The organism is Paenibacillus sp. BK033, from assembly GCF_004345425.1.
Classification (GTDB): domain Bacteria; phylum Bacillota; class Bacilli; order Paenibacillales; family Paenibacillaceae; genus Pristimantibacillus.
Genome location: NZ_SLVP01000013.1, coordinates 70,512 through 93,501, shown reverse-complemented (window position 1 = coordinate 93,501; position 22,990 = coordinate 70,512). Strand labels below are relative to the sequence as shown.

The window sequence follows — 22,990 nt, the reverse complement described above, 5'->3', positions numbered from 1 at the left end:
GTGGCATCGTTAAGCTAACCCAATCTGCACCATTAAAAAAGCCTCGGTCCCGACGGGACCGAGGCTTTTCGCTATTTTTTCAAATGGTAAGGCACGGTAGTGATGATGACATCCTTGCGGTACAGCAGCTGGGCACGGAGCATCAAGCTCGTTTGGTTATGCAAAATGTTGTGCCAGCCCTTCTTCGGAATAAACTGCGGAATAATGACGGTTACCTGGTAATTGTTCTCGCTCGCCTTGCGCTGCACGGTATCGATAAACTTGAAGAGCGGATTCGAGATCGAGCGGTAAGGCGAATGCAGGGTTACAAGCCGGACATCCGGCTGGAACTTCTCCCACTTTTCTTCGAAGATGGCTTCATCCTCTTTCTCAAAAGGAACGTACACGGCAATGATCTGTTCCGCCTTCAGCGACTTGGCATACAGAATGGAATGCTCCACCACATGCGTAATCCCCGAAACCGGCAAAATCATCACGTTGCCTTCTATCGGCATCACAGGCTCGCAGGTTGCGAGGCGAAGCTGCTCGCCCACGGCTTCGTAATGCTTCTTGATCCGGTGGAAGACGAAAATAATAAGCGGCAGGAAGATCAGAATCGACCATACCTGTTCGAACTTCGTCAGGAAGAACATGATCGTTACGATAAAGCTGATCAAGGCGCCGATCGAGTTGATTGTGAACTTGCCGACCCAGCCCTTCGGCCGTTGGCGGAACCATTTGACCAGCATCCCCGTCTGCGACAGCGTAAACGGGATGAATACGCCAACCGCATACAGCGGGATGAGGTGCTCGGTCTTGCCCTGGAACGCAACGATCAGGATGATGGACAGAATCCCCAAGCTGATAATGCCGTTCGAGTAACCGAGACGGTCACCGCGTGCCGTGAACATTCTCGGGATGAATTTATCCTTCGCCAGGTTAACCGCAAGCAGCGGGAAGGCGGAGTAACCGGTGTTCGCCGCCAGGATCAAGATAAGCGCCGTTGTACCCTGGATAAAATAATACATCGTATGGCGTCCGAATATCCCCTCGGCAATCTGCGATACAACCGTCACGTCTTCCTTCGGGGAGACGCCGTAGTAGTAAGCAAGGAACACGATGCCCGAGAACAGGATCGAGAGCAGGCCGCCCATCGCCAGCAACGTCTTGGCCGCATTATTCGGCGCCGGATCCTTGAAATTCGGAATGGCGTTCGAGATGGCCTCAACCCCGGTCAGGGCCGAGCTGCCGGATGCAAACGCACGGAGCAGCAGGAACAGGCTGATGCCCGCAACCGGCGTGCCTAACGAGGTGTGAAGCGCAGGCGATACGTCGCCGGAGGCGATTTTGTACAAGCCTACAATGACCATGACAACAATCGCCAGCACAAACAAGTAAACGGGATAAGCAAGGATAGACGCGGATTCCGTCACGCCCCGCAGGTTTAATATCGTAATAAAAAGGACAAACAGGATAGAGATCAGTACCGAATGCTCATGCAGGCTTGGAAAAGCCGACGTAATCGCGTCCGTGCCCGCCGAGACGCTTACCGCTACGGTCAAAATATAATCGACCAGCAAAGCGCCGCCGGATATGAGGCCCGGGAATACCCCGAGGTTTTCCTTCGATACGACATACGCTCCTCCGCCATGCGGGTAGGCAAATATGATTTGCCGGTAAGACAGGATAAGTGCCGTTAATAAGACCAGCACCCCGACACCAATCGGAATGGAATACCAAAACGCCGCTGCGCTAACGGTCATCAAGACGAGCAAAATCTGCTCTGGCCCGTAAGCGACGGATGATAAGGCATCCGAGGACAGGATCGCAAGCGCCTTCGTCTTAATGAGCTTCTGTTCCCCTAATTCCGTGGACTTGAGGGGACGCCCGATCAGTAATCTTTTGATAAGAGTAAACACACAGGTCACCGCCAAAGTTGAAGTTAAACATCTAATACCTGGATACTTGGCTACTCAAACACTTATCAGTGCTAATGTAACCACCTTTTCATTTTTCTACGCATAGAAAAAAGACCGCAGAGTATCCTCCCGCGGCCCGTAAATAACCGAAGTTCACCCTCTCTATCAACGCTTACAAGGTTAGCTGACGGATTCGGGCGTCTAGAGTCGCCCTACGGCCTGCTGCCGCAACATTGCGGCCGGCATGCCGATTCACCCCGGCGACAAGCATAAACGTTCCTGCCTATCGCATTTGGTTCCCCTGCTTTCCGTTTCTAACGGAAACTCAGCGAATACGAACATATGAAGTTTTGCAGATTTGATCATAGACCCGTTTCCCCTTTCCTGTAAACCATGATATACAAGCGAAAAAGGGCAGATTAGTCTGTTTTCCGCTCATGAATGCGGATACATATTTAGTTCGCTCTCGGAATGTCCGAAATAAACCGCCATGCTTTCTTTTACCGTGCAATCGGCAGATAATCCCTGATATGTCAGTGGAGATTGGCTATTATCTGATAGGCATGCTCTATTAAAGTCGCTGTAAGCAAAAAAAGCGCAAACCTGCCTGTGGCTGGCCCGCGCTTTTTTTGCTTTTATTTCGTAAGACGGAACGATTTGGCTTCCGCATCGCGGCTGTTAGGGCCTACAAAGACATGGAATTCGCCCGCATCGCGTCTAGCCTTGCTGGATTGCTGGACAACCTCTTCGCCTGCGGCTGCCCCGGTGTTGGTTACGTCAATCGGCTATTTGCTTGAATAGCGTAGTGATTGGCGGGCATTGTCGCCGCGCAAAAGACATGCTCCTTCGATCGCTGTTGTACCCTGATTTCCTTGAATATACCGCTGAGCGGTAGAAATCCGGATACAAAGGCGAGCGCTGCGATTCTGAGCGAGCATGTCTTCCGCTACGCTCCGGCCCTGCCGCTCTTCAACCGTTTAATCTGACAAGGCTAGATTGGATTTAAATAGGATTTTACGGGTTCATCCATCGTTTTGCTGGTTAAAGATATACAAGAGGCCTCATCGTTCTACCCCAATCTCGGGTTTGCCTACGAAGAGATCTATTTGATGCTTTTGCTTAAACGGATTCCGCCCTTCTTGCTCTCGCACGAGTTCCTGGCTAAAACAGTCAAGATTGTTAACGGCCTTAACTACTCGGGGCATTAAAGCGAATTTACCATTAAAGACGCCCGAAGGATACCGATCACCTTGGGAGGAGACGTCTCCGATCGGCCGGAATATAAATTAGTTAAGCAATGAAACTTTTCGATACACTCATCCGTCTACTTGGTGATTTCAATTTCCGAACCTATATTGAGGAGGCCACCCATCATGAAAAAACCTTTCAAAATGCTTACTATTGCCGTTGCCGGCTCTTGCCTGCTTGCCTGTACTCCCGCGCTTGCCCTGGCAGCGGAATCTACTGCCGCACCTGTTGCCGTCACTTACGAACCGATCACAACCGTGCCAATCAGCGCATTGCTTCCCGATACGCAAGCCGTTAAAGTAACAACGAAAGTAATTGAGGAAACCTCCGATCTGCTTACCGTAAAAATCTCCGTTCCTGTGATCAGCGGTATGCTCGATACCGCCTATCAAGATAAATTAAACGCCACCATCGAGGAAAAAGCGACCAAAGAAATCGACAAGCTAAAGGCTATGGCGGCCGATGACAAAAAGTCCGCCGCAGAGAACGATTATCCGTTCCGTGCTTATGAGCTTAACGTAGCCTACGAGCTGAAAGCCGACGGCAGCACGGCCGCGAAGGGTATCGTCTCGTTCACCGTGTCTACTTACGAGTACATGGGCGGCGCCCATGGCGGTACTGCCGTAGAGGGCTACAATATCGTAAACAGCCAGCAGGCTGCCGAGCTGACGCTTGAGCAGGCGCTTGGCGACGGCGGCTTTGCGGCAGCCAACAGCGCGGTGCGTTACGCCATCAGCAAAAACCCGGATAACTTCTTCCCGGACGCCATGACAACGTTCAAAATCGGTGCTGATCATACTTATTTCGTTGACGGCAAAGGTATCGTCAATCTGGTGTTCCAGCAATACGAGATTGCGCCTTATGCCGGCGGCATCATCAACATTCCGGTAGATGCCACCACATCGGTCGGCCCAATCTTAACCTTGTCCACCAAGGATCTGACGGCTGGCCCGAACGGCGCCCATTACATTCCGCTTCGTAAAGCTGCGGAAGCGCTGGGCTACAAGGTAAAATGGAGCAACAAAACGCAAAGCGCGGAAATCTCCCGCGATGCGCAATGGACTTCGGTAATCGTAGGCAAAAACAGCTACACCATTAACAAAATGGCTCCGATTCAGCTGTTTGCCGCGCCTAAATTAATGAAAGGCTCGCTCTATGTGCCGGATGAATTCTTCAGCAGAATTCTTCACCTCGATCTGAAGAACAATAAAAGCGATAATTCGGTAACGATTAAAGGATAGCCGCTGTATCGCAATAACATGGGAACATAAAAAGGCCATTTGCCCCAAACGGGCAGATGGCCTTCTTCTTCGTTACGGCGTTAGGTTAACCGATTAGTCTTCATGCTCCGCAAAGCCGTTCTCGACGAGATAATCCATCTCCATATCGAGAATTTTCTCGACGGTTACTTCGTCCAGCTTCACGTCGCGCTGCTTCAACACATAATCGACCAGCTCATCGCTGTCGATATCGATCACTTGACCTTTAGCCGAGCTTTGCGCCTTATCGATAAAAGCCTGCTCGTGCTTCAGCACCAGGCTGATCGTTTCAGCCGATACCTTGGTCTTCTCCGCCAGATAGTTCACCAATTCTTGTTCATTCAGTTCGCTCATGGTTATTACAGCTCCTCGAATTTCAAATTCTTGGACTATTGTACCATTCCGGGAGCCAGATTCAAAAACCCGCATAGAAAGCCCCCTAACCAAATGGATAGGGGGGTCGCCGCCATTGATCGTTATTGCGCCGTATAACCGCCGTCTACGGTCAGTGTCGTACCCGTAATGAAAGACGCGTCCTCGCTTGCGAGGAAAAGAACCGACTTCGCAATTTCCTCCGGCTTGCCGAGACGGCCCATGGGATGCAGATTAATCAGATATTGGCGCGCCTCTTCGCTGCCGCCTTGAATAAGCGGCGTATCGATATAACCCGGGCAAACGGCGTTTACGCGGATATTTTGCTGCGCGTAAGCAATCGCCGTGCTTTGCGTCAGCAGCTTCACGCCGCCTTTCGCCGCCGAATAAGCCGGAATCGTGCTGCGGGCTACATGACTATGAATCGAGCCGCAGTTCACGACTACGCCGCCAGTGCCCTGCTTCAGCATCTGGTCAATCGCGTATTTATCGCACAGGAAAACGCCTGTCAGATTGATGTCGATCATGCGCTGCCAGTCCTTCATGGACAGCTCATGGGTAACGCCTTGCGCGCCAATGCCGGCATTCGCGAACAGGATATCCAGCCTGCCGTATTTTTTCACCGTTGCGGCAACCATCGCCTTAACGCTTGCTTCTTCGGCTACGTTTGTTTTTACGAATAGGGTATCGAAGCCCTGACCGTTCAGCTCTTCGGATACCGCTGCGCCGCGGTCCGAGAAATCCGCGATGACAACCTTCGCTCCTTCGGCCGCAAATGCACGGACGGTCGCTTCCCCAATGCCGCTTGCTCCGCCGGTAACGATTGCTGCTTTGTTTTCGAAACGCATCATGAAAGCCACCTCTTATATAAGAATAAATAATTGCTTATCTAGCCATTGCGCCTCCATCGAAAACCATCTTGGAGCCCATTCAAGCATAGCCGTATTAATGTACCCCGGATGAATCGAGTTGACCCGTACGCCGTGAATGGCAAATTCCATCGCTGCATCCTTCGTCATCGCCCGGAGCGCAGCTTTTTCAACTACGGAATTATGGGTACCATTACCATCGGCAATTCCTTGGTTAAGGTCAAATTGACGATACCTCATCCGCGGGGACCTGAAGAAGCTGCTCAATAGCGAGCACTCCTACCTGCGAGAGGATAACGGATAAAAGAAAAAAGAGTATCTCCACCGGGATAACCGGGAAGATACTCTTTTTTGCCGAAGAAGAGATTAGTGCACTGCGGCTTCCGCGAGAATTTCGCATTTTCTCGCTTCCCGCTCCTCGCTCGTCATACGCGGGCATGTGTAGCATTTGGTTCCGTTCTCGCGGCGGTCGTACATGCAGCAGGAAGAAGGAATGAGCCATTTCTCCTCCGGCTTATACGGGTTCTCCACGTAACGCGGATTCGCAAGATAATACGGATTGCGTCTGCGGTTGAACAAGGCAGGATCGAGGAATTCCGCAAGCAGCTTGCCGTCCGCCAGGAATTGCTCCGTGAGCTGAGGCATTTGCATGTGCTCCGCGATAAAATCCTGCGTCATCTTGAGCTGGCCGCCGAACTGCTGCCAGATCGCATCCGGCTTCAAGTCACCGGCGCCTGCGATCGCCTCAATCGCAGGCGTAACGAAATTCGTGAAATATTCCGCCCAGTGTTGAAGCAGGAAGGCTTTGCGTTCCTCGGGCTCCGTTGGCACCGGAATGGAGCGTAGCTCTTTTATTTTATAACCAAGATGGGCATGATCGTCATGCATCTCCACTTGGTAATTGATATTGTCCGGGTACATATCGAGCAGCTGATTATACATCGAAGCGAACAGCAGCTGTACGATGCTCACCTTGCACAGGGAAGTTCCGATGAACGACGCCGGCAGCGCATTCGAGGTCGCCTGTACCGTCTCCCCGCTTCGCTGAAGCGCCTCTTGCAGGGTGGCCGGGTCAAAAAAGCCCGTTGCCGGTATATCGTAAATCGGATGCTCCGCCCCCTCGGGCGAAATATGATAATACATCTTTACGAGACTAAAATCGAACAACGTCTCCGACCTCCGTTTCATAATTTCCCTAGGCCTCCGGCCCGCCAGACTGCCTCTTTCATCCTATGTAAAGAATCCTCTTATATGATAACGATTCTCATAATCGCTGTCAATTTAGAACCGCATAAGAATCGCCCTTTTGCCTAAAGCTGTAGGTAGAGGTGAACCTTATGATCTTTATCATCGGAGCAGGGCTCGCCATAGCCGCGGCCATTGTCGGATGGATCAGTTACCGGAGCCAGACGGGCAAATCCGTCCTTGGCGGTCTCGCCGCCATCGCCATCTTCCTGGCCTCCACCGTTATCGCCACATCCGCCACCCGGACCATTATGGACAATACCATCTACATGACCGAGATCCACTCGGTGCTGGGATCGCCGACTTTTATCTTCAGCACGGGGTACTTGATGGTGTACGGCATTGCGCGGATGGTTGCGGGAATTGGGCGCGGGGCGGCCCGGACATGAAAAAAAGCATCTCCCGGCTAAGGAGATGCTTTCGTTCTTCTATTTCTGATAGCTGTAGCTCGTATTCGCCACCACAGCCAGCATTCGTTCTTCCTTGATCATCGGGGATTGGCATAGGAAGCACACGGGAGCTTCGGATAATGAGAAGTTATCCCTCATCCATCCCTTGCATTGCTCGCTAGAGCATGACCATACCACTGTTAATTCAGTAGGCAGTTCTTCAGCCGTCTTTTTCCGAGAATACATTCATATCCCTCTTTCCTCTGATCTGTAATAATGAAAAAAGCCCCAAACCTTGAAGTCCGGGGCATTTTTTACGTAATCCTACAGTTTTACAACGTTTTCCGCTTGAGGACCACGGTTGCCTTGTACGATGTTGAACTCAACGCGTTGACCTTCGTCAAGGGATTTGAAGCCGTCGCCTTGGATAGCGCTGAAGTGTACGAATACGTCGTTGCCGCCTTCAACTTCGATGAAGCCAAATCCTTTTTCTGCGTTAAACCATTTAACTGTACCTTGTTCCATGTTCAATTACCACCTTGTATATGATTTACATGACATTCTTATTTTGTTCAAAAAATAAAAAATTCACATATCGTGCAGGATTATTTCCTTTGATAAAAATAACCCTCTACGAGATGTGAATTCAGGTCACGTTTAATAAATTCATTATAGCACATCCAAATGGAAATAGCTAATACCAATGGAATCCATTAGGAAAATAATTTCGAATACGGTACAAACGTTCTGAAATCTCATCTAATCGGTCCTTAACGAGCAGAACACTCGAGTAATTAGAGGGGATTTCTGGATAGCCGCAAGCGATACCTGCAAGACCGCCGGCAATAGCGCCGATGGTGTCCGAGTCTCCTCCTAAATTGGCTGCTTCCTGCACGACCCCGCTAAAGCTCGAGGAATGAAGAAGAAGATGAAGAACCCACCGGAAGGTATGAACCACATAACCGCTCGGCTCGCAGTTGGGTGCATTCGTCAGCATATCCTCGTATTTGGTGCCGGTAATTTCTTTTTGTATGGCATGCTTCAGCTCCTCGCCCTGCAGCAGCCGGTAAGCTATTCGATTATAGATGATGCAAGCCTCATTGCATGTTTCATCGTAATGAGTCATTTTCGACTGCTGTCTGGACACCCGCTCGATATCCGTTAGCTTCCGGTAAGCCAGAGCCACAGGCAGACATCTCATTAACGAACCGTTGCCGCCGCTTTGTCCGAGATCCAGATCCGTCAGGAAAGCCGCCTCGAACCAATTTCCCTCGTAATTGTGAAAAGCATGAAGAATCGTGTTCCCGATATCTTTGGGCTTGGATTGATGCCAGTTCAGAAAATGCCGTCCAATCGACTCCACAGGAGCTGCCGGATTATCCAGAATCCCCTCGGCCACGCATAATGTCATCATCGTATCATCCGTCACTTCGCCCGGTGCAAGCTGCCATACCCCGCCGCCGATGATTTCGGTTAGGTAACCGTATTGATGCTTGATCTCGCGGGCGGTCATAAATTCCGTCGTTCCCCCAAGCGCATCTCCAACAGCAACGCCATATAACCCGCCTTTGATTTTATTGAACAGATCCATAACGAGATGTTCCTCCTTTATCTAAGAAACATTTTCCTATCCGGTGCGTTATTATAGGCAATCTGTAACAAGCTTTGAATTGAGGTGACCCAATGAAGACTTTAGACGGCCTCTAGCTTCCCCCTAAGGAGGTTAGAGCTTATGAGCAGAAGTTTCAAGAAATCGCCCGCGTGGACGGAACAGCGTACACCAAATGCCATCTGGGCTAAAAGACAAGCCGCAAAGGCCGTACGCCGCTTCACTGCGGATATCTCAAACGGAAAATGGTACCGGAAGCTGTACTGTCCATGGAATATTTGCGATTACCGCTTCTATAAAACGAAGCAACAAGCTATTCAAGAATGGGAGACATCCCGATGGGCAAGAGACCTGGCAATGACTAGAGAAGAGGTTATCGACGAGTGGGCCAAGTGGTATAAAAGAAAATGAGAAAACCTTTGCCTTAGGGATCAGGCGTAAGGGGTAGGTTTCAAGTTTCAAAGACGGTAATAAGCGCGAAGCGTCGGCCATGGGAAGCCCGGCGCTTCTTTTTCCCTATGCTTAGATGCGGAAAAAGGCCTTCGCCGTCTGCGTAGTTGCCCGTGCCACTTCATCCGCCGGTTTCCCGATACACTCCGCAACCGCCTGCAATATATGCGGCAGAATAGCCGGTTCATTCCTTCCGTCCTTCGGCTTCTCCTTCAAATCCCTCGGCGTCAGGAACGGCGCATCCGTTTCGATCATGAGCCGGTCCAGCGGAATAATCCGCACCAGATCCCGGAGATGCTTGCCTCTCCGCTCATCGCAAATCCATCCCGTAATCCCGATATGGCAGCCCATCTCCAGATACGTCTTCAGCTCCTGCAGCGTACCGGTAAAGCAATGCACGACTGCATTTTGCACGCCATGCTCCTTCAACATCCCAACAAAGTCCGTCGAAGCCTCCCGTTCATGAAGGAACAACGGCATATCCAGCTCAAGCGCCAGACGAATCTGCTCCCCGAACCATTTTCGCTGCACATCCCTCGGCGAGAAATCCCGATTGTAATCCAGCCCGCACTCCCCAATCGCAACGACCTGCCGCATCGCCGCCAACTCGCGCAGCTTGCAAATCGTCCCTTCATCACAATTCTTCGCATCATGCGGATGCACACCGGCCGTGGAGTACAGCTTCCCGGCATACCTCCCGGCATATCGAGCCGCTTCCACACTATTCCTTAGACTGGTGCCGGTGATGATAAGAGGCGTCACTTGGTTCTCCGCCGCTCTGGCCACAATCTGGTCACGATCCTCATGAAAAGATCGGTGCATCAGGTTTACGCCGATATCTATAATGGAATTCGTCATGGTTATCTACCCCCTTTTTCCGGTTCAAAAACCGAGCAGCAAGCCGCCGGAACACGGTCCGCCAGCCATACCTCGTTGCCTGCAAAGTAGAAGACGATACCCGCTTCTTTTGCTCGCGTAGTATCAATCTGCAGAATCACAAGCTCTCCCCTGCGGCTCCCCGCCATCGTTGCAAAATGAGTTCCCTCCGACAAATGCACATACTGGCGGCTCATCGGATGGAGCCCCTCTCCTAATATGGAAGGCAAGGCCTTCCTGTTCGTCCCGTGATAAAGAACAGCCGGCGGTTCGCCCGCCGTATATTGCACTCGATCATGACTATGCCCGTATCTTGCCCGTATACGTCCATTCTCGATGGCAAAACGCTGCTTTTCCGAGTTGCGGACAACTTGCTCAATATCTTCAATCGTAATCCCGGTCCATTTCGGCTGAGCTTGTATCGCCTCTATTAGAACAGTTATCCCGCAGGAACCATCCTCCGGATCAAGGCTGACCCCAAACGGCTCCGGCGTATGCCGAAGAATCTTCGTCATTAATTTACTTAAGCTTTGCTCCATGGCTTGATTCAGCATGGCTTTCACTCCGCTTTCTCCATTTAACTCCCAATAATTTCATTATACCCTCTCCATGCAAGACGCGGGATGGGTGAATTGGATTTAGCCAAACGTTCCTATAAAAAAGCCTGAACCCATTAGAAAATGGCTCAGGCGATATTTTACATGGGATTCACGGTCACATTAAACTCGTATCGACCTGAACCTAGGGTGACAACGATATCGTTACGTTCCGCCCTCCATTGGATCATATCCGGTGATTGAGCTGTATCAGATGACGGCCATATGGTTCGGTTGTATCCTTTTTCGAAAATGGCTGTTATAAGGGCATTGCGGCTTTGGATAGGAAAATAAACCTCTGCCGAGCCGTTAGGCGGGATCTGAATCTCGCAAGCCCAGCTGCTGCTGCCTTCTCTGGACCAGCGCACGGCATACTGGCCGCGAATGGTATGCACCGATGCAGAGGCGTGGGTTAAATTCGCGGCTTGGAACGGTTTAAAGACAACCTGCCCGAATGCTACGGAATCCGGATGCGGAGCTAATCCAGCAACATGCTTGTAGAACCAGGAGCTGACGCTTCCGAACATCGGATGATTATGGGAGTCATGTCCGTCCCAGGATTCCCACAGGGTGGTGGCGCCGTTTTCGATCATATAGCCGTAGCCGGGGTAGTCTTTTGCCGTGACCATCTTGAACGCCAGATCCGTCTCCCCCCTCTCGCTAAGAAGGTCAAACAAGAAGAATGTCCCGAATATGCCCGTATCCAAATGCCCGCCTACATCATCCCGGTAATGCCTCAGCACCCGCTCCCACACTTGATCCTCGTAACCCTCGGGAACGCAGCCGAGAACCAACGGGAACAGATCCGCACCCTGCCGACCTATAGAGTAAGTGGCGGTTTCGCGGTCAAAAAACGCCTCGTTAAACGCTTTGCAGATGAGCTCAAACAGCTTCGCGTATTGTAGGGCGTCCTCTTCATGACCAAGCACCGCGGCAGCCTTGGACATCATTTTCACCGTGTAGGCATAGTAGAACGTGCTCACTAGCGTTGGAGGAAGCTCATTTGTTCCCGGGATACACCAATCCCCCAGGAACCAGCTGTCCGGTTCTTCGAATTCAACCAGATACCCTCCGCGGTTTCGCGTACCTAGATAACTGATCCAGCTTCTCATCCCTTCATAATGCTCAGCGAGTAGACGCCGATCCCCATGCATACGGTACATCGTCCACGGCGTAATAATGTAGGCGGACCCCCATGCGACTCCACCTCCGCCGCCGTTGAACGGAGCCGTATGAGGGACAAAGCCGGTCCGTTTGTTCTGCGAATCGCCGATGTCTCCAATCCACTTGGCGTAAAATGCAGCCATATCAAAGTTGTAACTCGCCGCCTCCGCCGTCAGGTGTCCGTCCCCCGTGTATCCAAGCCGCTCGCGATGCGGGCAATCGCTTGGCACGCCGCCATGCATATTCGTAAGCTGTGACCAACGATAAGCGCTCTGCACTTGATTGAGTAAAGGATCAGAGCAAGCGAATTCGCCAATGGGCTCGACCGAAGCATGAACAACAATGCCTTCAAGATCCGTGAGGTTCGGTTCACCGGGATATCCGGTGACCTCCACATAACGAAAACCATGCCAGACGAATCGAGGTTCATATTGCTCTATACCTTCGCCTTTCATGATGTAGGTATCGGATTGAAGCTGATCGTCTCCACCACAGCTCAGCGTATCCAGCCCACCATCTGGGCCGAGATTTTCCGCGAACTTCAGCGTAATCTGCTGCCCAGCATCTCCTTGCATGCGAATTCGTACCCAGCCCGAGAAATTTTGGCCGAAATCGAATAGGTAAGTATGAGGTTGGGGCTCGGCTCGGGAGATTGGTTTGAGCGTGCTGATCTTTTTATCCGGAAGCGAAGTCTGAGCCGTCAGTTGGCCCTTCGGAGAACGAACCAAGCGGGCCTGTTCCCAAGACGAATCGTCGAATCCTCGGTCATTCCAACCTGGCTGCTCCAGCCTCGCATCATAGATCTCCCCGTAAAAAACATTATTGAACACAATGGGCCCGGAGCTGCATTTCCAACTGTCATCGCTGCGGATGTAGTCCACCGTACCATCCTCGTAGGTTAAGGCCATCTGCAAAATGAACTTTGGAGCGCCATATCGCATTTTTCCTTCAATCGTTCTCTCCGTCTGGTTGTAGAAGCCATTCCCCAGCATTACTCCAATCGTATTCTCATCTTGCTGAATATTGTCCGTTACAGCGTACTGAAGATAATTAACTCTCTTAGAGGTCTGATCGTCAAAAGGATACAGCAGCCCTTCGATCTGGCGCTCATCATAATCCGTCCAGTTCGGAACAAGAACATGATCGCCGAATCGTTCGCCGTTCATATACAACTCGAAGTAGCCTAATCCTGACACCGAAATGGAAGCCTGTTTAACTACTTTATGTATGTGGAAAGACGTTCGGAATAACGGTGATGCAATCGTCTCGTCTGCACCTATCCATTGCGCGGTCCACTCATCCGGACTCAGGATACCCATCTCGAAAAAAGCAACCTCTTCAGCTTCATATAGCTCTCCATCCTGATCCCAGCATCTGACCGTCCAGTAACAACGATGTCCGCTAGTGAGTGGGTTGCCAGCATATTCAATGTGAAAGGTCTCCGCAGATTCGACTTTGCCGGAATCCCACAGCTCTCCAATCCCGGAGAGCGCATTCGCTGCGCTCTCGGATATGATAATATGGTATGCAACCTGCCTCCGGTTGCGTTTGGAGGATTCGAGTTCCCAGCTGAAGCGAGGCTGAGCTGTTTGTATGCCGATGGGGTTATGATTATATTCGCAGTGTAATCGAACGATTTTTTGCATGATCGTAGTCCCCTTTTATTAATGGATGAGTGACTATGTTTTCGCTTTCAGGATTAATTAGTTAGTATACAAATATATTGGATATCACAGCCATAATAACATACTAACTAATCTCAATAAACCACAAAACTCATACCAACAAAAAAATGTCACGCAAAATCAGATACCCTGATTAGCGTGACACAATTAGACTGCTGTAAGGATAGATAGGAAGATTTTTACTAAACTACCCTTCTTAGAGAAATAAGATAAACAAGTACTCTAATCTATTGAATTATTTTTGCCTCAACGAAATCTACTGCCGCAGAATCGTTATCATCATTCATATCAATGCTAAATTCAATTTTAAGCTTTGCGACTCCTTTTAAATCAATATCTACAGGTTCAGCGTAGTCTCCCCCTATTAATCCTTTACTTTTATACAACTCTGTATCGTCACCATAAATGGTCAAATAGCCCGTACTTGCTGAATTTTTAGAGACATCATCAATACCGGCAAATCCCGTTAGTTTAGAATATTTTCCATCTAAATTATAATAGAGGATTGCAGTTTCTTCTGAGTAAACACGACCTAGGTCAGCTGCAAAACCGTGAAGATACTCCTTGCCAGCTATCTTTAAAGGTCCTTTCTTGTTATTCCAAGTATCATTCCATTGATTAATAAAAAACTGTTGGTAAAAGCCTGAAGTATCCATCTTTGTTGCAATTCCTTCTGCTCGAGCATAATCCATTTCAGATAAATATTTAAAACTTCCTACCTTTTTTCCGATCCAGATTGTTTTGTTCTTGCTGTCATATTGAATATCTTTCCCGGTAGCTTCCGCTGCAAATCGCAATGGAACATAAGTTGTTCCCTGGTAGAAGAACGGTTGTCCTGAGGAAGACTTCTTTTGTACCCCATCTACCATAAATTTTAAATTATCGAAAGTAACTTGAATGCTCTTGGTATTAGCAGCATAAATAGTTCCCCCCGTAACCATTGTGCCCACTAACAAACCTGCGAATAAACCTTTAAATTTGTCTTTCATGTTAATTCCCCCATAATTTGTATTCAAAAATACCTATCGGCTAATTAATGGAAATTTTTAATAGGGAATTACTTTAATGATTAATATCACGCAATAAAAAACTCGCTTACAAATAAAAAAGCCTGCTGACATTTGTCAACAGGCTAATCGAACTTCTCCATAATACTGTTTGAGCTTGTAAAGGAGAATTTTTACACCTTATACCTTGCCGGGCCTCTAAACACCTCACGGAAATGCCAATGGACGAAGTTATCCTTCGGCATATAGTCCGGGTTAATTGGCTCACGTACCTTGTGACCGTGGTATCTCATGAGCCACTCATTAAAACCATTGGTGCCATGGGCTTGTTCCGCAACAAGCAGCTCCCGCTCTTCGGTTACCGTAAATACGCCCCGGTCGAACAGCTTATGATGCAAAGAGCATAAGGCGATTCCGTTATCCTCTTTGTCTGGTCCGCCGGCTTGGTGCCATTGGATATGGGCAGCATCTATGGCGACCAGGTTGTTACCCAGCCGTACATTAAAACCGCACACCGCGCAGCTGTATTCGTAAGCCTTCAGAATGCGATCTCTAAAGTTTGGATCACGCGGCCTTTTCCGCTTCATGGAGAAGTCGAGTCCGATCTCATCCAGAATATCCTGATGAATACTATCTGGAAAATGCTCCGTTAGCAGGATCTCCGCCAGCTCCTGAATAAGGGAGCTATTGCTGCGAAGTAGCTCAAGCACCTCGTTGTTAAAACCACCGGATACATGCTCTGTCAGCAGCAGCTTATCTGAAAAGTTCTTTTTATCCACGGACTGACTAAGCTCTCAGATCCCATCCGTAGAAAGCCTGACAAAAGGCTCCTCGGGATGGTACGACTTTCTCGCCGGGCCGAATTCAACAAGCAGCTTCTTCAGCTTCTCTCTCACCGTCTCATAAGGCAAAACGGTATGCTGCTGTTGAAATTGAGCTAAGCTTAACAGGATTAACAATGGCTTATGCGGAGCGCGTTGCCCGTTCTTTTTCCAGATGGACAGGTTCGCGATTCTTTGTTTAAGCTCATTAACCTCCATGCTGCTTTCCTTCCTCCAGCATCTCAACAAACGGAATATCCGCCGGAGCAAAGGTAAACTCCCCGAGCTCCGCAGCGGTGATCCAGCGGTACTCATCATGATCCACCAACACGATCTCACCGCTGACGAAAGCTGCTTTATAAGCGATCAGCCTAATATGGGTTGTCCCATAGTGATGATCATTAACGCCAAAATAAGCATAGGGGTTAATCTCGATATGCATCTCCTCGAGCAACTCTCTTTTCAGACAAGCCTCGGCCGTCTCGCCCGCTTCAATCTTCCCGCCGGGAAACTCCCACATCCCCGCTTGAGACTTCCCTTGCTTCCTTCTCGCGATCAGAATCTGACCTTGCTCATTCTCAATAATAGCTGCCGCAACCTCGATCATGTCATTCACGTCCTAAACAATCGCTTTATTCGCCGCTGGCACGAGGGCTGGCGGCATTTCAGTCTTGAGCCTCCATACGAAGCTCATCGGCTTATTGCCTTCATGTCTGACGTACTCCGCTTCGCCTAGGAAAATAAACGGAGAAGTGTAGTTGTTCTCTTCCTTGTATTCCCGAACAAACAAAGCAATACGAGTCCCAAGCTTGCGATGATGAATATATCTTTGTGCGGTTTTCGACTCTTCCGACGTGCGGCTCTGCGTCTGCCAATGGAACAACCGCTCGTTAATCGCATAGTCTTCATATAACGTGGAAGGCGAAAAATCTTTATCCGACTTATTTAACGTGATGAAGAAAATATCCGTTTCTTTATCATCGAAATATTTTACCCCTTCGCGGAAAGCCGGTGACTTCGTCTCATTCCAATAACCAAACGCGGCCAGCACCTGATCCGTCGAATAGCTGCAATGCACATCTAGCGGACAAGCATATGGGAAGGCATTCGACTCATCCACGAAGCTAATATGCGACTCGTTATATTGCAGAATTTCCAGCAGCTCTTCACGGAACTGCGGACAAGCCACAATGAAACGAATGCCATCCTCGATGCTATCGAAACCATTTTTCTTAGGCTCAGACCGGTAAAACGTATAAAAGAAAAGATTCAGCATAAGCTGCTCTTCTTCGGTAGTCGCTTGTTGTTCGCCCGAGAGATAAGCGATGAGGAATCTCAGCAATCTCCGGGAGTTGAGGCTTAGCAGCGCTGGAATTCGCTTCGTTAAATAATCTCCATTTTCGAACTCGAATGGCTCAAGAAGCTCCGCCTCCACCATTAGCCCTCGGAAAGTACGGTTACCGGTTCGGCCTCCGTAAAACTCATAAATGCTCATGCCGTGATAACGTAGGAAATTCGCTATAGTAAGCTTTTGCCCCGAATCGCCTTCAAAATACTTCATCTTGTGGATGAGACTTCGACGATTATTGGTTGCTTGCTTCAGGTTCCGCAGAATGTAGTCGCGAGCGACCTTCTCCAGCTGAATAAAGCTGCCTCTAGGCAGACTCGAAAAGCCATGCTCCACATAGTGCTGGACGGAATGCTTGGTCTTGCCGAGCAACGCTCGCAGCTTGTCGTGGAAGTTATAATCCTTGTGAGCTTGCCCGATAAAATCAAGGACGGTCAGGCACTCTTTTCCCTCGGCTAAGCGAAGTCCCCGGCCCAATTGCTGCAGGAACACGGTCAAGCTTTCCGTTGGGCGCAGGAACAGCACCGTATTCACCTCTGGAATATCCACGCCTTCATTGTACAGATCAACAACAAAGACCATTTTGATCTCGCCGCGAGCCAGCCTGCCCTTCACTTGATCCCGATCCTCATCGCTGGAGCCGCCATGCAAGGCAATCGAAGGAATGCCCGCTTCATTAAATACCTTGGCCATATAGAGCGCATGCTCAACGCCAACGCAGAATCCGAGCCCTTTGACCTCATCCAGATCGGTCACATACTTCCTCAAGCTATTGAGGATTTGCGTCGCTCGGATTTTATTGTTCGTAAACAGATTTTCCAGCTCGGACTGGTCATATCCCCGTCTTGTCCACTTCACCTGCGAGAGATCCACATGATCACTCACGCCAAAATACTGAAAAGGACACAACAGCTTCCGATCAATCGCATCGGTCAGCCGGATCTCGGCCGCAATCGTATCATCGAAGTAGCGCAGCACATCCTTGCCGTCCATCCGCTCAGGGGTTGCCGTTAAGCCGAGTAGAATCTTAGGCTGGTAATGACCGAGCAGCTTCTGATAAGAAGGTGCCGCCGCATGGTGGAATTCGTCCACGATGATGAAATCGTAGTAGTCCGGAGTTGTAACCTCTGTTAGTTTCATCGAGTTAAGACTCTGAATGCTTACAAATAGATGCTCAAGCGACTTCGCCTGATTGCCGCCTACATGAAGCTCACCAAAGTTCAAATCCTTTAGAATAAAACGGAACGTGTCCAAGCTCTGCTTCAGGATCTCTTCACGATGGGCAACGAACAACAGCCGTGCACGTTGCGGGTTCCGCTGAGCAAATCGTCGATAGTCAAAAGCGGAGATAACCGTTTTCCCAACACCAGTCGCAGCGACAAGCAAGTTCTTATGCCTGCCGTATAACGTCCGCTCCGCCTCTAGCTTCTCAAGAATCTCTTTCTGGTAATCATAAGGCTGGATGCTGAACTTGAAGAACATGGCGTCTTGGGCTTGGTCTTTGGAGTGATTTTTGCCTAGAGCTTGTTTGAGTTGCTCCGCATGGGCAGGGTTGTCTCCTGAGAATTCGGAAAACTCTGCATTATTATCGGCTGCGCAAAACGGAAGATTCAATTAAGCGTGTATTCCATCCAGTATTCTATGTTGATGTTACACATCAGTAATTGTATTAAAACATAGGACAGTATTATGCATCGCTTAAGACGACGAAGCATTCTGCAATGCCGATACGTTGAAGAAAATGAAAGAGCAACTAATCGAGCAAGCGGGAAGGGCAATGACAATTAAGGGAAAGCAAACTATAGCTTCTTTTGATGATTTGGAGATAGCTTTCGTTAAGCTTTAATATTGGTAATGCCCGGTCAGCTTACTTAATCCATTTGAAGGGATAAAAAATCTATCATTACTAAAAACAGCTCTCAATGAACTGCTTTTTCTTTTGACGAACTTGTCCATATAATATATAATAACCATATAAAAGTTAAATAAATATATTAACATTGGAGGGATATCTTTTTTGTATACTATAAGCAAAGATAAAGTTAGATTACAAATGAAAAAAGCTGGTATCACTACCCAAACAGAGCTTGCAGAAAGAATGAATATAAGCAAGAACCAATTGTCCATCTTGTTATCCCCAAAATTCGATCCTATTAAATCCAATGCCAGAAAGCTCTGTGACATTCTCGACATCCCAATCGATGATATTCTTATTAAAGAACAACTTGAAATGTATTTTGCGAATGATTCCATTGATATTGATAAATCAAACGAACCTATATACTCCAATTTTCCAGATAATATTGATGATTACATAGAAGTGAGAAATGTAATTCCATCAAAAACTTACAATGTTGTAGAGCTCTTTGCTGGAGCAGGAGGACTAGCGTTAGGTCTTGAAAAAGCAGGATTTGATACATTGGGTCTCGTGGAATATGACAAGTTTGCATGCCAAACCCTAAGGAAAAACAGGGAGAAATGGAATGTCATTGAGGATGATGTTATTAAAGTTGCAGAAAAGGGGATTCGTAAGTTCATCCCGGAGACAGAAGAAATTGACCTTTTATCCGGAGGTTATCCATGCCAAGCATTTAGTTACGCAGGTAAAAAAATGGGGCTGGATGATGTTCGAGGCACAATGTTCTATTACTACGCTAAAATTCTTGAAGAATTGAAACCGAAGATGTTCCTTGCGGAAAATGTTCGCGGTTTAATTAATCATGATGGTGGTAAAACCCTGCAATCAATGCTGGACGTATTCGCCTCTATTGGGTATGAAGTTAGATGGAAGTTATTAAAAGCATTGGATTATGACGTTGCTCAAAAACGAGAACGCATTGTTATAATTGGCGTCAGAAAAGATCTCGCAGAATACACAGAAATCAAGTTTCCAAAGCCTTTCGGTTATCACTTAACATTAAAGGACGTACTAAAAAATGTGCCGCCTTCTGAGGGGGCAAAATACCCTGAATCAAAAAGAAAAATTCTCGATCTAGTTCCTGCTGGCGGATACTGGAGAGACTTGCCCGAGGATATTGCAAAAAGTTACATGGGCAAGAGTTATTACTCCGGTGGAGGCAGGACAGGCATGGCTCGCCGACTATCCTGGGATGAACCATCATTAACATTAACTTGCTCTCCTGCACAAAAACAGACTGAAAGATGTCATCCTGATGAAACTCGACCTTTCACCTTAAGAGAATATGCACGAATTCAAAGCTTCCCAGACGACTGGAAATTTGACTGTTCTCTGAATAACGCTTATAAGCAAATCGGAAATGCAGTTCCAGTTAATATGGCAAAAGCTATTGGACTAGCTATTACTAATTCACTAAACGAAATTAATTTGAAGCTTTCTAACCAAGCACCAAGTAAAGAGCTCGTTACAAAATAATACAAAATACACGGAAAGCATCAACATATTGTTGTTGCTTTTCGTGTATTCACTACAATAAATTCTATTTATTAATATTATTTTTTATTTGTTCAGCTAAACTGTCTATTACATCCTCTATAACTTGAGAGCCATCGAATTCAGTTGCTAAATCACCTATCGCTCCCGTTAACCGTTGATAAAAATCCGACTCGCCAGTTATCCGGTACCAAAATTCACTACCTACAATTACAGGGTAGCTTTGGTTTAATCGTTTGTAATGCCCACTAAGTTCTGCATCAGTACCATAAAAAACTCCAACTACAAGGTCATTTAATCCAACATTCAGATTGTTTGTCCTTGCTAAATTGCGAACGTCTTTGAACTTGCCTATGATTGTTTCTACATCATCGGCATTGATTGTATTGGTTCCCGCTTTTACTTGGCAGTATTTTCTTCGCCCATCTGTTTTATCAATATATTCAATGTCAATGCCAGACGTAGTGGAAGCAAAGCCTTCTAATACTTCACTACAAAATTTTTGGAGTTTATTTCCGAATGTTGTATTGATTGATGTTCCAAGCACCCTAGGATACACAAGTGCCTTTGCAATACTTCTAGGATCATCATTTCCAGTTAGAAAGTTGGCTTTGTACTTATCTAAAAATGGATTCAAGCCGAACTCATTTAAGTTCTTTAGCTTTTTTGTATTTACAAGGTGGCTTGCAGCAATTTCCTTTCTAAAAAATACTTTTGCTTTTTCTATTATTTCATCTGGTGAAGTTGGGCTTATTGACATGCTTTGTCTTCATCCCCTTAATACAATTTTTTCCCACCATTATACCATGAGATTGGTTCTTCTATACTATTTTTATTAAAAACTCAAATAACCCCAATAGCGAACTACTGCTAAGGTTGTTTGATTTGTTAATGAAGTCTTAAGTCGAAAACTAATAGCTAATGCAACTCTCCGCTTTACCACTATTTGTGATACGGTTCTCCGCGCTTTCTGTAACGACATGTTATCTTAATAATAAGTAAAAGGGTCATCGGGAATTCCCTAGACCCTCGATAATTTAAAAATCAATAGTTTGACAATACTCATAACCATTTTTGGCACTTAATTTCGCGTCATTCCTAAAATACTCTAAAGCTTTATTTTTCGTAGGTATCGTTCCTTCTGTCATTGATACCGCTAGGTCAATCATAATAACCAACCCTCTTCCACCTATACCCGCAACTGTATGTTTTAGGCTTCTTGTCCTAGATTGATTGTGGAAAACACCTTTTGCAATCAAGTTTCCTATTTTTTCTTCTTTGCTTCGTGGGCATGAAAAATAAAAATTTATAGGAACATAATTTTCCTTAGTTGAGGCCTCGGTTTCGACCTTTTTATTACGTCTTCGTAAAGCTGCAGCTATCGTTTCCAGCACAGTAAAGTCTTCCTTGGAATATTTGTTTGAACTCAAAATGTTACTTGTTACAATAGTATCAATTGCAGAGTTCACATCGACCAATCTAATTTTATAAGTCTTAGTATCATCTGAGGGACGGCTTGATATATACTCTTCCAAATTCTCATAGGCTTGGTGAATAATTTCAAAAAAACGACGAGGGAGACCGTGTGCTGCATATGCAGCAGTTAAAAATGACCGGTCGTCTTCAAACAAGTCTAAAATATTGTAAGAAGTATGAGCCGGTTTAAATTTCTTCATCCTTGAAATCAAGAGGTTTCTGAAAAATTCCTCATAGAAATCCACTTGAACATCTAATTCTAAATATTCCTCAGAACAGTCATTACCGGGTTCAAAATCAAATGGTTCTCCATTTCTTCTTGATGGATAATGAGTTGCTTGTGGTGGATAGACCCCACCCATAAAGTACATAAAATTCCTTTCATCACTTACCTGGGTTCCACCGCGAACAAGCTTAAATAATCGGAAGACTTCTATTTGCGCTTCAACTGGTAAATCCGAGCATTCATCAATTAAAAGTAAAGAATGATGTAATTGTAATACCTCAGTGAGGTATCGAAAAAATTCTGTTAAAAACTTTGAAGCATTGAGATGTGCTAGTTTGTAAGTTAGGTATTCAATTGAATAAGTAGACTCTTCCGAAGCCTTTCCACCAACTTTAAATGGTTTTACATCAATGGAAGCATTAATCTCATCAACATTTTTTGTCATCTCAGATATTTTAGACGGATTATTTAGTAGCTCTTGATGTAACCGATTCGCGTAATCCTCAATTTTGTTAATAAGTGTATCAAAGCTTGCTTCTTCTGTTAAACCGAACAATTGACCTAATTTTTGAAGCATTCCTGCAATACCGCTCTTCTGCGGAAGGTTAATTTTACCATTACTCTCTTTAATTGTTCTAATTGTTTTTAGAATAAGTGCGCTATATAGATGAGTTCGGAAAAGTGAGGCTTCTTTAGAAACAAATTCAGCTACTTCCGCCATTGATAAGTAAATCGGCAGAACTCTTAGTTCTACGAAATTATCAAGATATCTTGTGTTTATCATCTTTAGAATATGAGTTTTTCCTGATCCTCTGATCCCTTCAATAAGAATATTAGTTCCCTCTGATGAAATGTATTTATCGATATTTACCCCAATATTAATATGCGTTTCTGGATCAAAGCGAGCTTGCGCATCGTGTTGAAAAAAAGCATAATCAAGTTTTATCATCGTAGGCATCTTACTAAAACCCCCATTAACTCTAAGTCATCAGCATGTTAAATTGTAACATTTTGGATATAACAGGACAAGTAATTTAACA

The 22,990-nt window shown here is 46.9% G+C and carries 19 protein-coding genes, 2 pseudogenes and 1 riboswitch; of the genes and pseudogenes, 4 read left to right on the top strand and 17 right to left on the bottom strand.

All coding sequences use genetic code 11. The annotated features are described in order from the left end of the window. Positions 1-71: 71 nt before the first annotated feature. Positions 72-1,898 carry an APC family permease gene (locus tag EV294_RS27630; RefSeq protein ID WP_132312865.1) on the bottom strand — a complete coding sequence of 609 codons (1,827 nt, stop codon included), beginning with the start codon at positions 1,896-1,898 and terminating at the stop codon, positions 72-74. A 153-nt stretch (positions 1,899-2,051) separates the two neighbouring features. Then, a riboswitch (cyclic di-AMP (ydaO/yuaA leader) is annotated at positions 2,052-2,239 on the bottom strand. Between the two features lie 1,032 nt (positions 2,240-3,271). Between EV294_RS27630 and EV294_RS27625 the strand changes: the two genes are divergently transcribed. After that, the gene (locus EV294_RS27625) at positions 3,272-4,387 is read left to right on the top strand and encodes a PdaC/SigV domain-containing protein (protein ID WP_132312863.1); all 1,116 of its coding nucleotides are present in this window, start codon (positions 3,272-3,274) and stop codon (positions 4,385-4,387) included. 93 nt (positions 4,388-4,480) lie between these two features. Here EV294_RS27625 and EV294_RS27620 read toward each other — a convergent pair whose 3' ends face one another. The 4 genes from EV294_RS27620 to EV294_RS27605 form a co-directional block, all read right to left on the bottom strand. Next, on the bottom strand, positions 4,481-4,759 hold the full coding sequence (locus EV294_RS27620; RefSeq protein WP_132312861.1) for a hypothetical protein: 279 nt from the start codon (positions 4,757-4,759) through the stop codon (positions 4,481-4,483). A 122-nt stretch (positions 4,760-4,881) separates the two neighbouring features. After that, entirely contained in the window at positions 4,882-5,625 is a 744-nt protein-coding gene (locus EV294_RS27615) for an SDR family NAD(P)-dependent oxidoreductase (RefSeq protein WP_132312881.1), read from the bottom strand. Positions 5,626-5,640: 15 nt separating this feature from the next. Further along, complete coding sequence (locus EV294_RS27610) at positions 5,641-5,913, bottom strand: SDR family oxidoreductase (protein ID WP_243711821.1); 273 nt, start codon at positions 5,911-5,913, stop codon at positions 5,641-5,643. 99 nt (positions 5,914-6,012) lie between these two features. After that, the gene (locus tag EV294_RS27605; protein ID WP_132312860.1) at positions 6,013-6,834 is read right to left on the bottom strand and encodes a (2Fe-2S)-binding protein; all 822 of its coding nucleotides are present in this window, start codon (positions 6,832-6,834) and stop codon (positions 6,013-6,015) included. Positions 6,835-6,983: 149 nt separating this feature from the next. On the opposite strand from EV294_RS27605, the gene EV294_RS27600 reads away from it, so the two are divergent. Continuing rightward, positions 6,984-7,280 (top strand): hypothetical protein, encoded by a 297-nt coding sequence (locus EV294_RS27600; RefSeq protein WP_132312858.1) that lies wholly within the window; start codon positions 6,984-6,986, stop codon positions 7,278-7,280. Positions 7,281-7,319: 39 nt separating this feature from the next. Here EV294_RS27600 and EV294_RS27595 read toward each other — a convergent pair whose 3' ends face one another. From EV294_RS27595 to EV294_RS27585, 3 genes are all read right to left on the bottom strand, one after another. Next, complete coding sequence (locus EV294_RS27595) at positions 7,320-7,526, bottom strand: cold-shock protein (protein ID WP_132312856.1); 207 nt, start codon at positions 7,524-7,526, stop codon at positions 7,320-7,322. Positions 7,527-7,604: 78 nt separating this feature from the next. Further along, positions 7,605-7,805: a cold-shock protein gene (locus EV294_RS27590; RefSeq protein WP_012772304.1), complete on the bottom strand. Its 201-nt coding sequence runs from the start codon at positions 7,803-7,805 to the stop codon at positions 7,605-7,607. A 169-nt stretch (positions 7,806-7,974) separates the two neighbouring features. Next, positions 7,975-8,871 carry an ADP-ribosylglycohydrolase family protein gene (locus tag EV294_RS27585; protein WP_132312855.1) on the bottom strand — a complete coding sequence of 299 codons (897 nt, stop codon included), beginning with the start codon at positions 8,869-8,871 and terminating at the stop codon, positions 7,975-7,977. 141 nt (positions 8,872-9,012) lie between these two features. Between EV294_RS27585 and EV294_RS27580 the strand changes: the two genes are divergently transcribed. Next, positions 9,013-9,300: a hypothetical protein gene (locus EV294_RS27580; protein WP_132312853.1), complete on the top strand. Its 288-nt coding sequence runs from the start codon at positions 9,013-9,015 to the stop codon at positions 9,298-9,300. A gap of 111 nt (positions 9,301-9,411) precedes the next feature. On the opposite strand, the gene EV294_RS27575 is transcribed toward EV294_RS27580, so the two are convergent. The 7 genes and pseudogenes from EV294_RS27575 to EV294_RS27545 form a co-directional block, all read right to left on the bottom strand. Next, the gene (locus EV294_RS27575; RefSeq protein ID WP_132312852.1) at positions 9,412-10,197 is read right to left on the bottom strand and encodes a TatD family hydrolase; all 786 of its coding nucleotides are present in this window, start codon (positions 10,195-10,197) and stop codon (positions 9,412-9,414) included. A 2-nt stretch (positions 10,198-10,199) separates the two neighbouring features. Further along, the gene (locus EV294_RS27570; RefSeq protein ID WP_132312877.1) at positions 10,200-10,769 is read right to left on the bottom strand and encodes an RNA 2'-phosphotransferase; all 570 of its coding nucleotides are present in this window, start codon (positions 10,767-10,769) and stop codon (positions 10,200-10,202) included. Between the two features lie 143 nt (positions 10,770-10,912). Then, positions 10,913-13,621 (bottom strand): alpha-L-rhamnosidase, encoded by a 2,709-nt coding sequence (locus tag EV294_RS27565; RefSeq protein WP_132312850.1) that lies wholly within the window; start codon positions 13,619-13,621, stop codon positions 10,913-10,915. A gap of 266 nt (positions 13,622-13,887) precedes the next feature. Continuing rightward, on the bottom strand, positions 13,888-14,649 hold the full coding sequence (locus EV294_RS27560) for an NPCBM/NEW2 domain-containing protein (protein ID WP_132312848.1): 762 nt from the start codon (positions 14,647-14,649) through the stop codon (positions 13,888-13,890). Positions 14,650-14,840: 191 nt separating this feature from the next. Next, positions 14,841-15,707: pseudogene (locus EV294_RS27555) on the bottom strand (phosphorothioated DNA-binding restriction endonuclease). Then, on the bottom strand, positions 15,697-16,095 hold the full coding sequence (gene mutT / locus EV294_RS27550) for an 8-oxo-dGTP diphosphatase MutT (protein WP_132312847.1): 399 nt from the start codon (positions 16,093-16,095) through the stop codon (positions 15,697-15,699). Before mutT ends, EV294_RS27555 begins: the two are co-directional and overlap by 11 nt. 12 nt (positions 16,096-16,107) lie before the next feature. After that, positions 16,108-18,423: pseudogene (locus tag EV294_RS27545) on the bottom strand (DUF3427 domain-containing protein); the annotation flags it as partial. A 430-nt stretch (positions 18,424-18,853) separates the two neighbouring features. Here EV294_RS27545 and EV294_RS27540 point away from each other — a divergent pair. Further along, positions 18,854-20,230, top strand: coding sequence for a DNA cytosine methyltransferase (locus EV294_RS27540; protein ID WP_347813064.1), 1,377 nt, complete (start codon positions 18,854-18,856; stop codon positions 20,228-20,230). A 64-nt stretch (positions 20,231-20,294) separates the two neighbouring features. Here the strand turns inward: EV294_RS27540 and EV294_RS27535 are convergent, their stop codons facing one another. Next, complete coding sequence (locus tag EV294_RS27535; RefSeq protein WP_132312845.1) at positions 20,295-21,008, bottom strand: PmeII family type II restriction endonuclease; 714 nt, start codon at positions 21,006-21,008, stop codon at positions 20,295-20,297. A gap of 277 nt (positions 21,009-21,285) precedes the next feature. Next, positions 21,286-22,908: an ORC-CDC6 family AAA ATPase gene (locus EV294_RS27530; RefSeq protein WP_132312843.1), complete on the bottom strand. Its 1,623-nt coding sequence runs from the start codon at positions 22,906-22,908 to the stop codon at positions 21,286-21,288. Between the last annotated feature and the right edge of the window lie 82 nt (positions 22,909-22,990).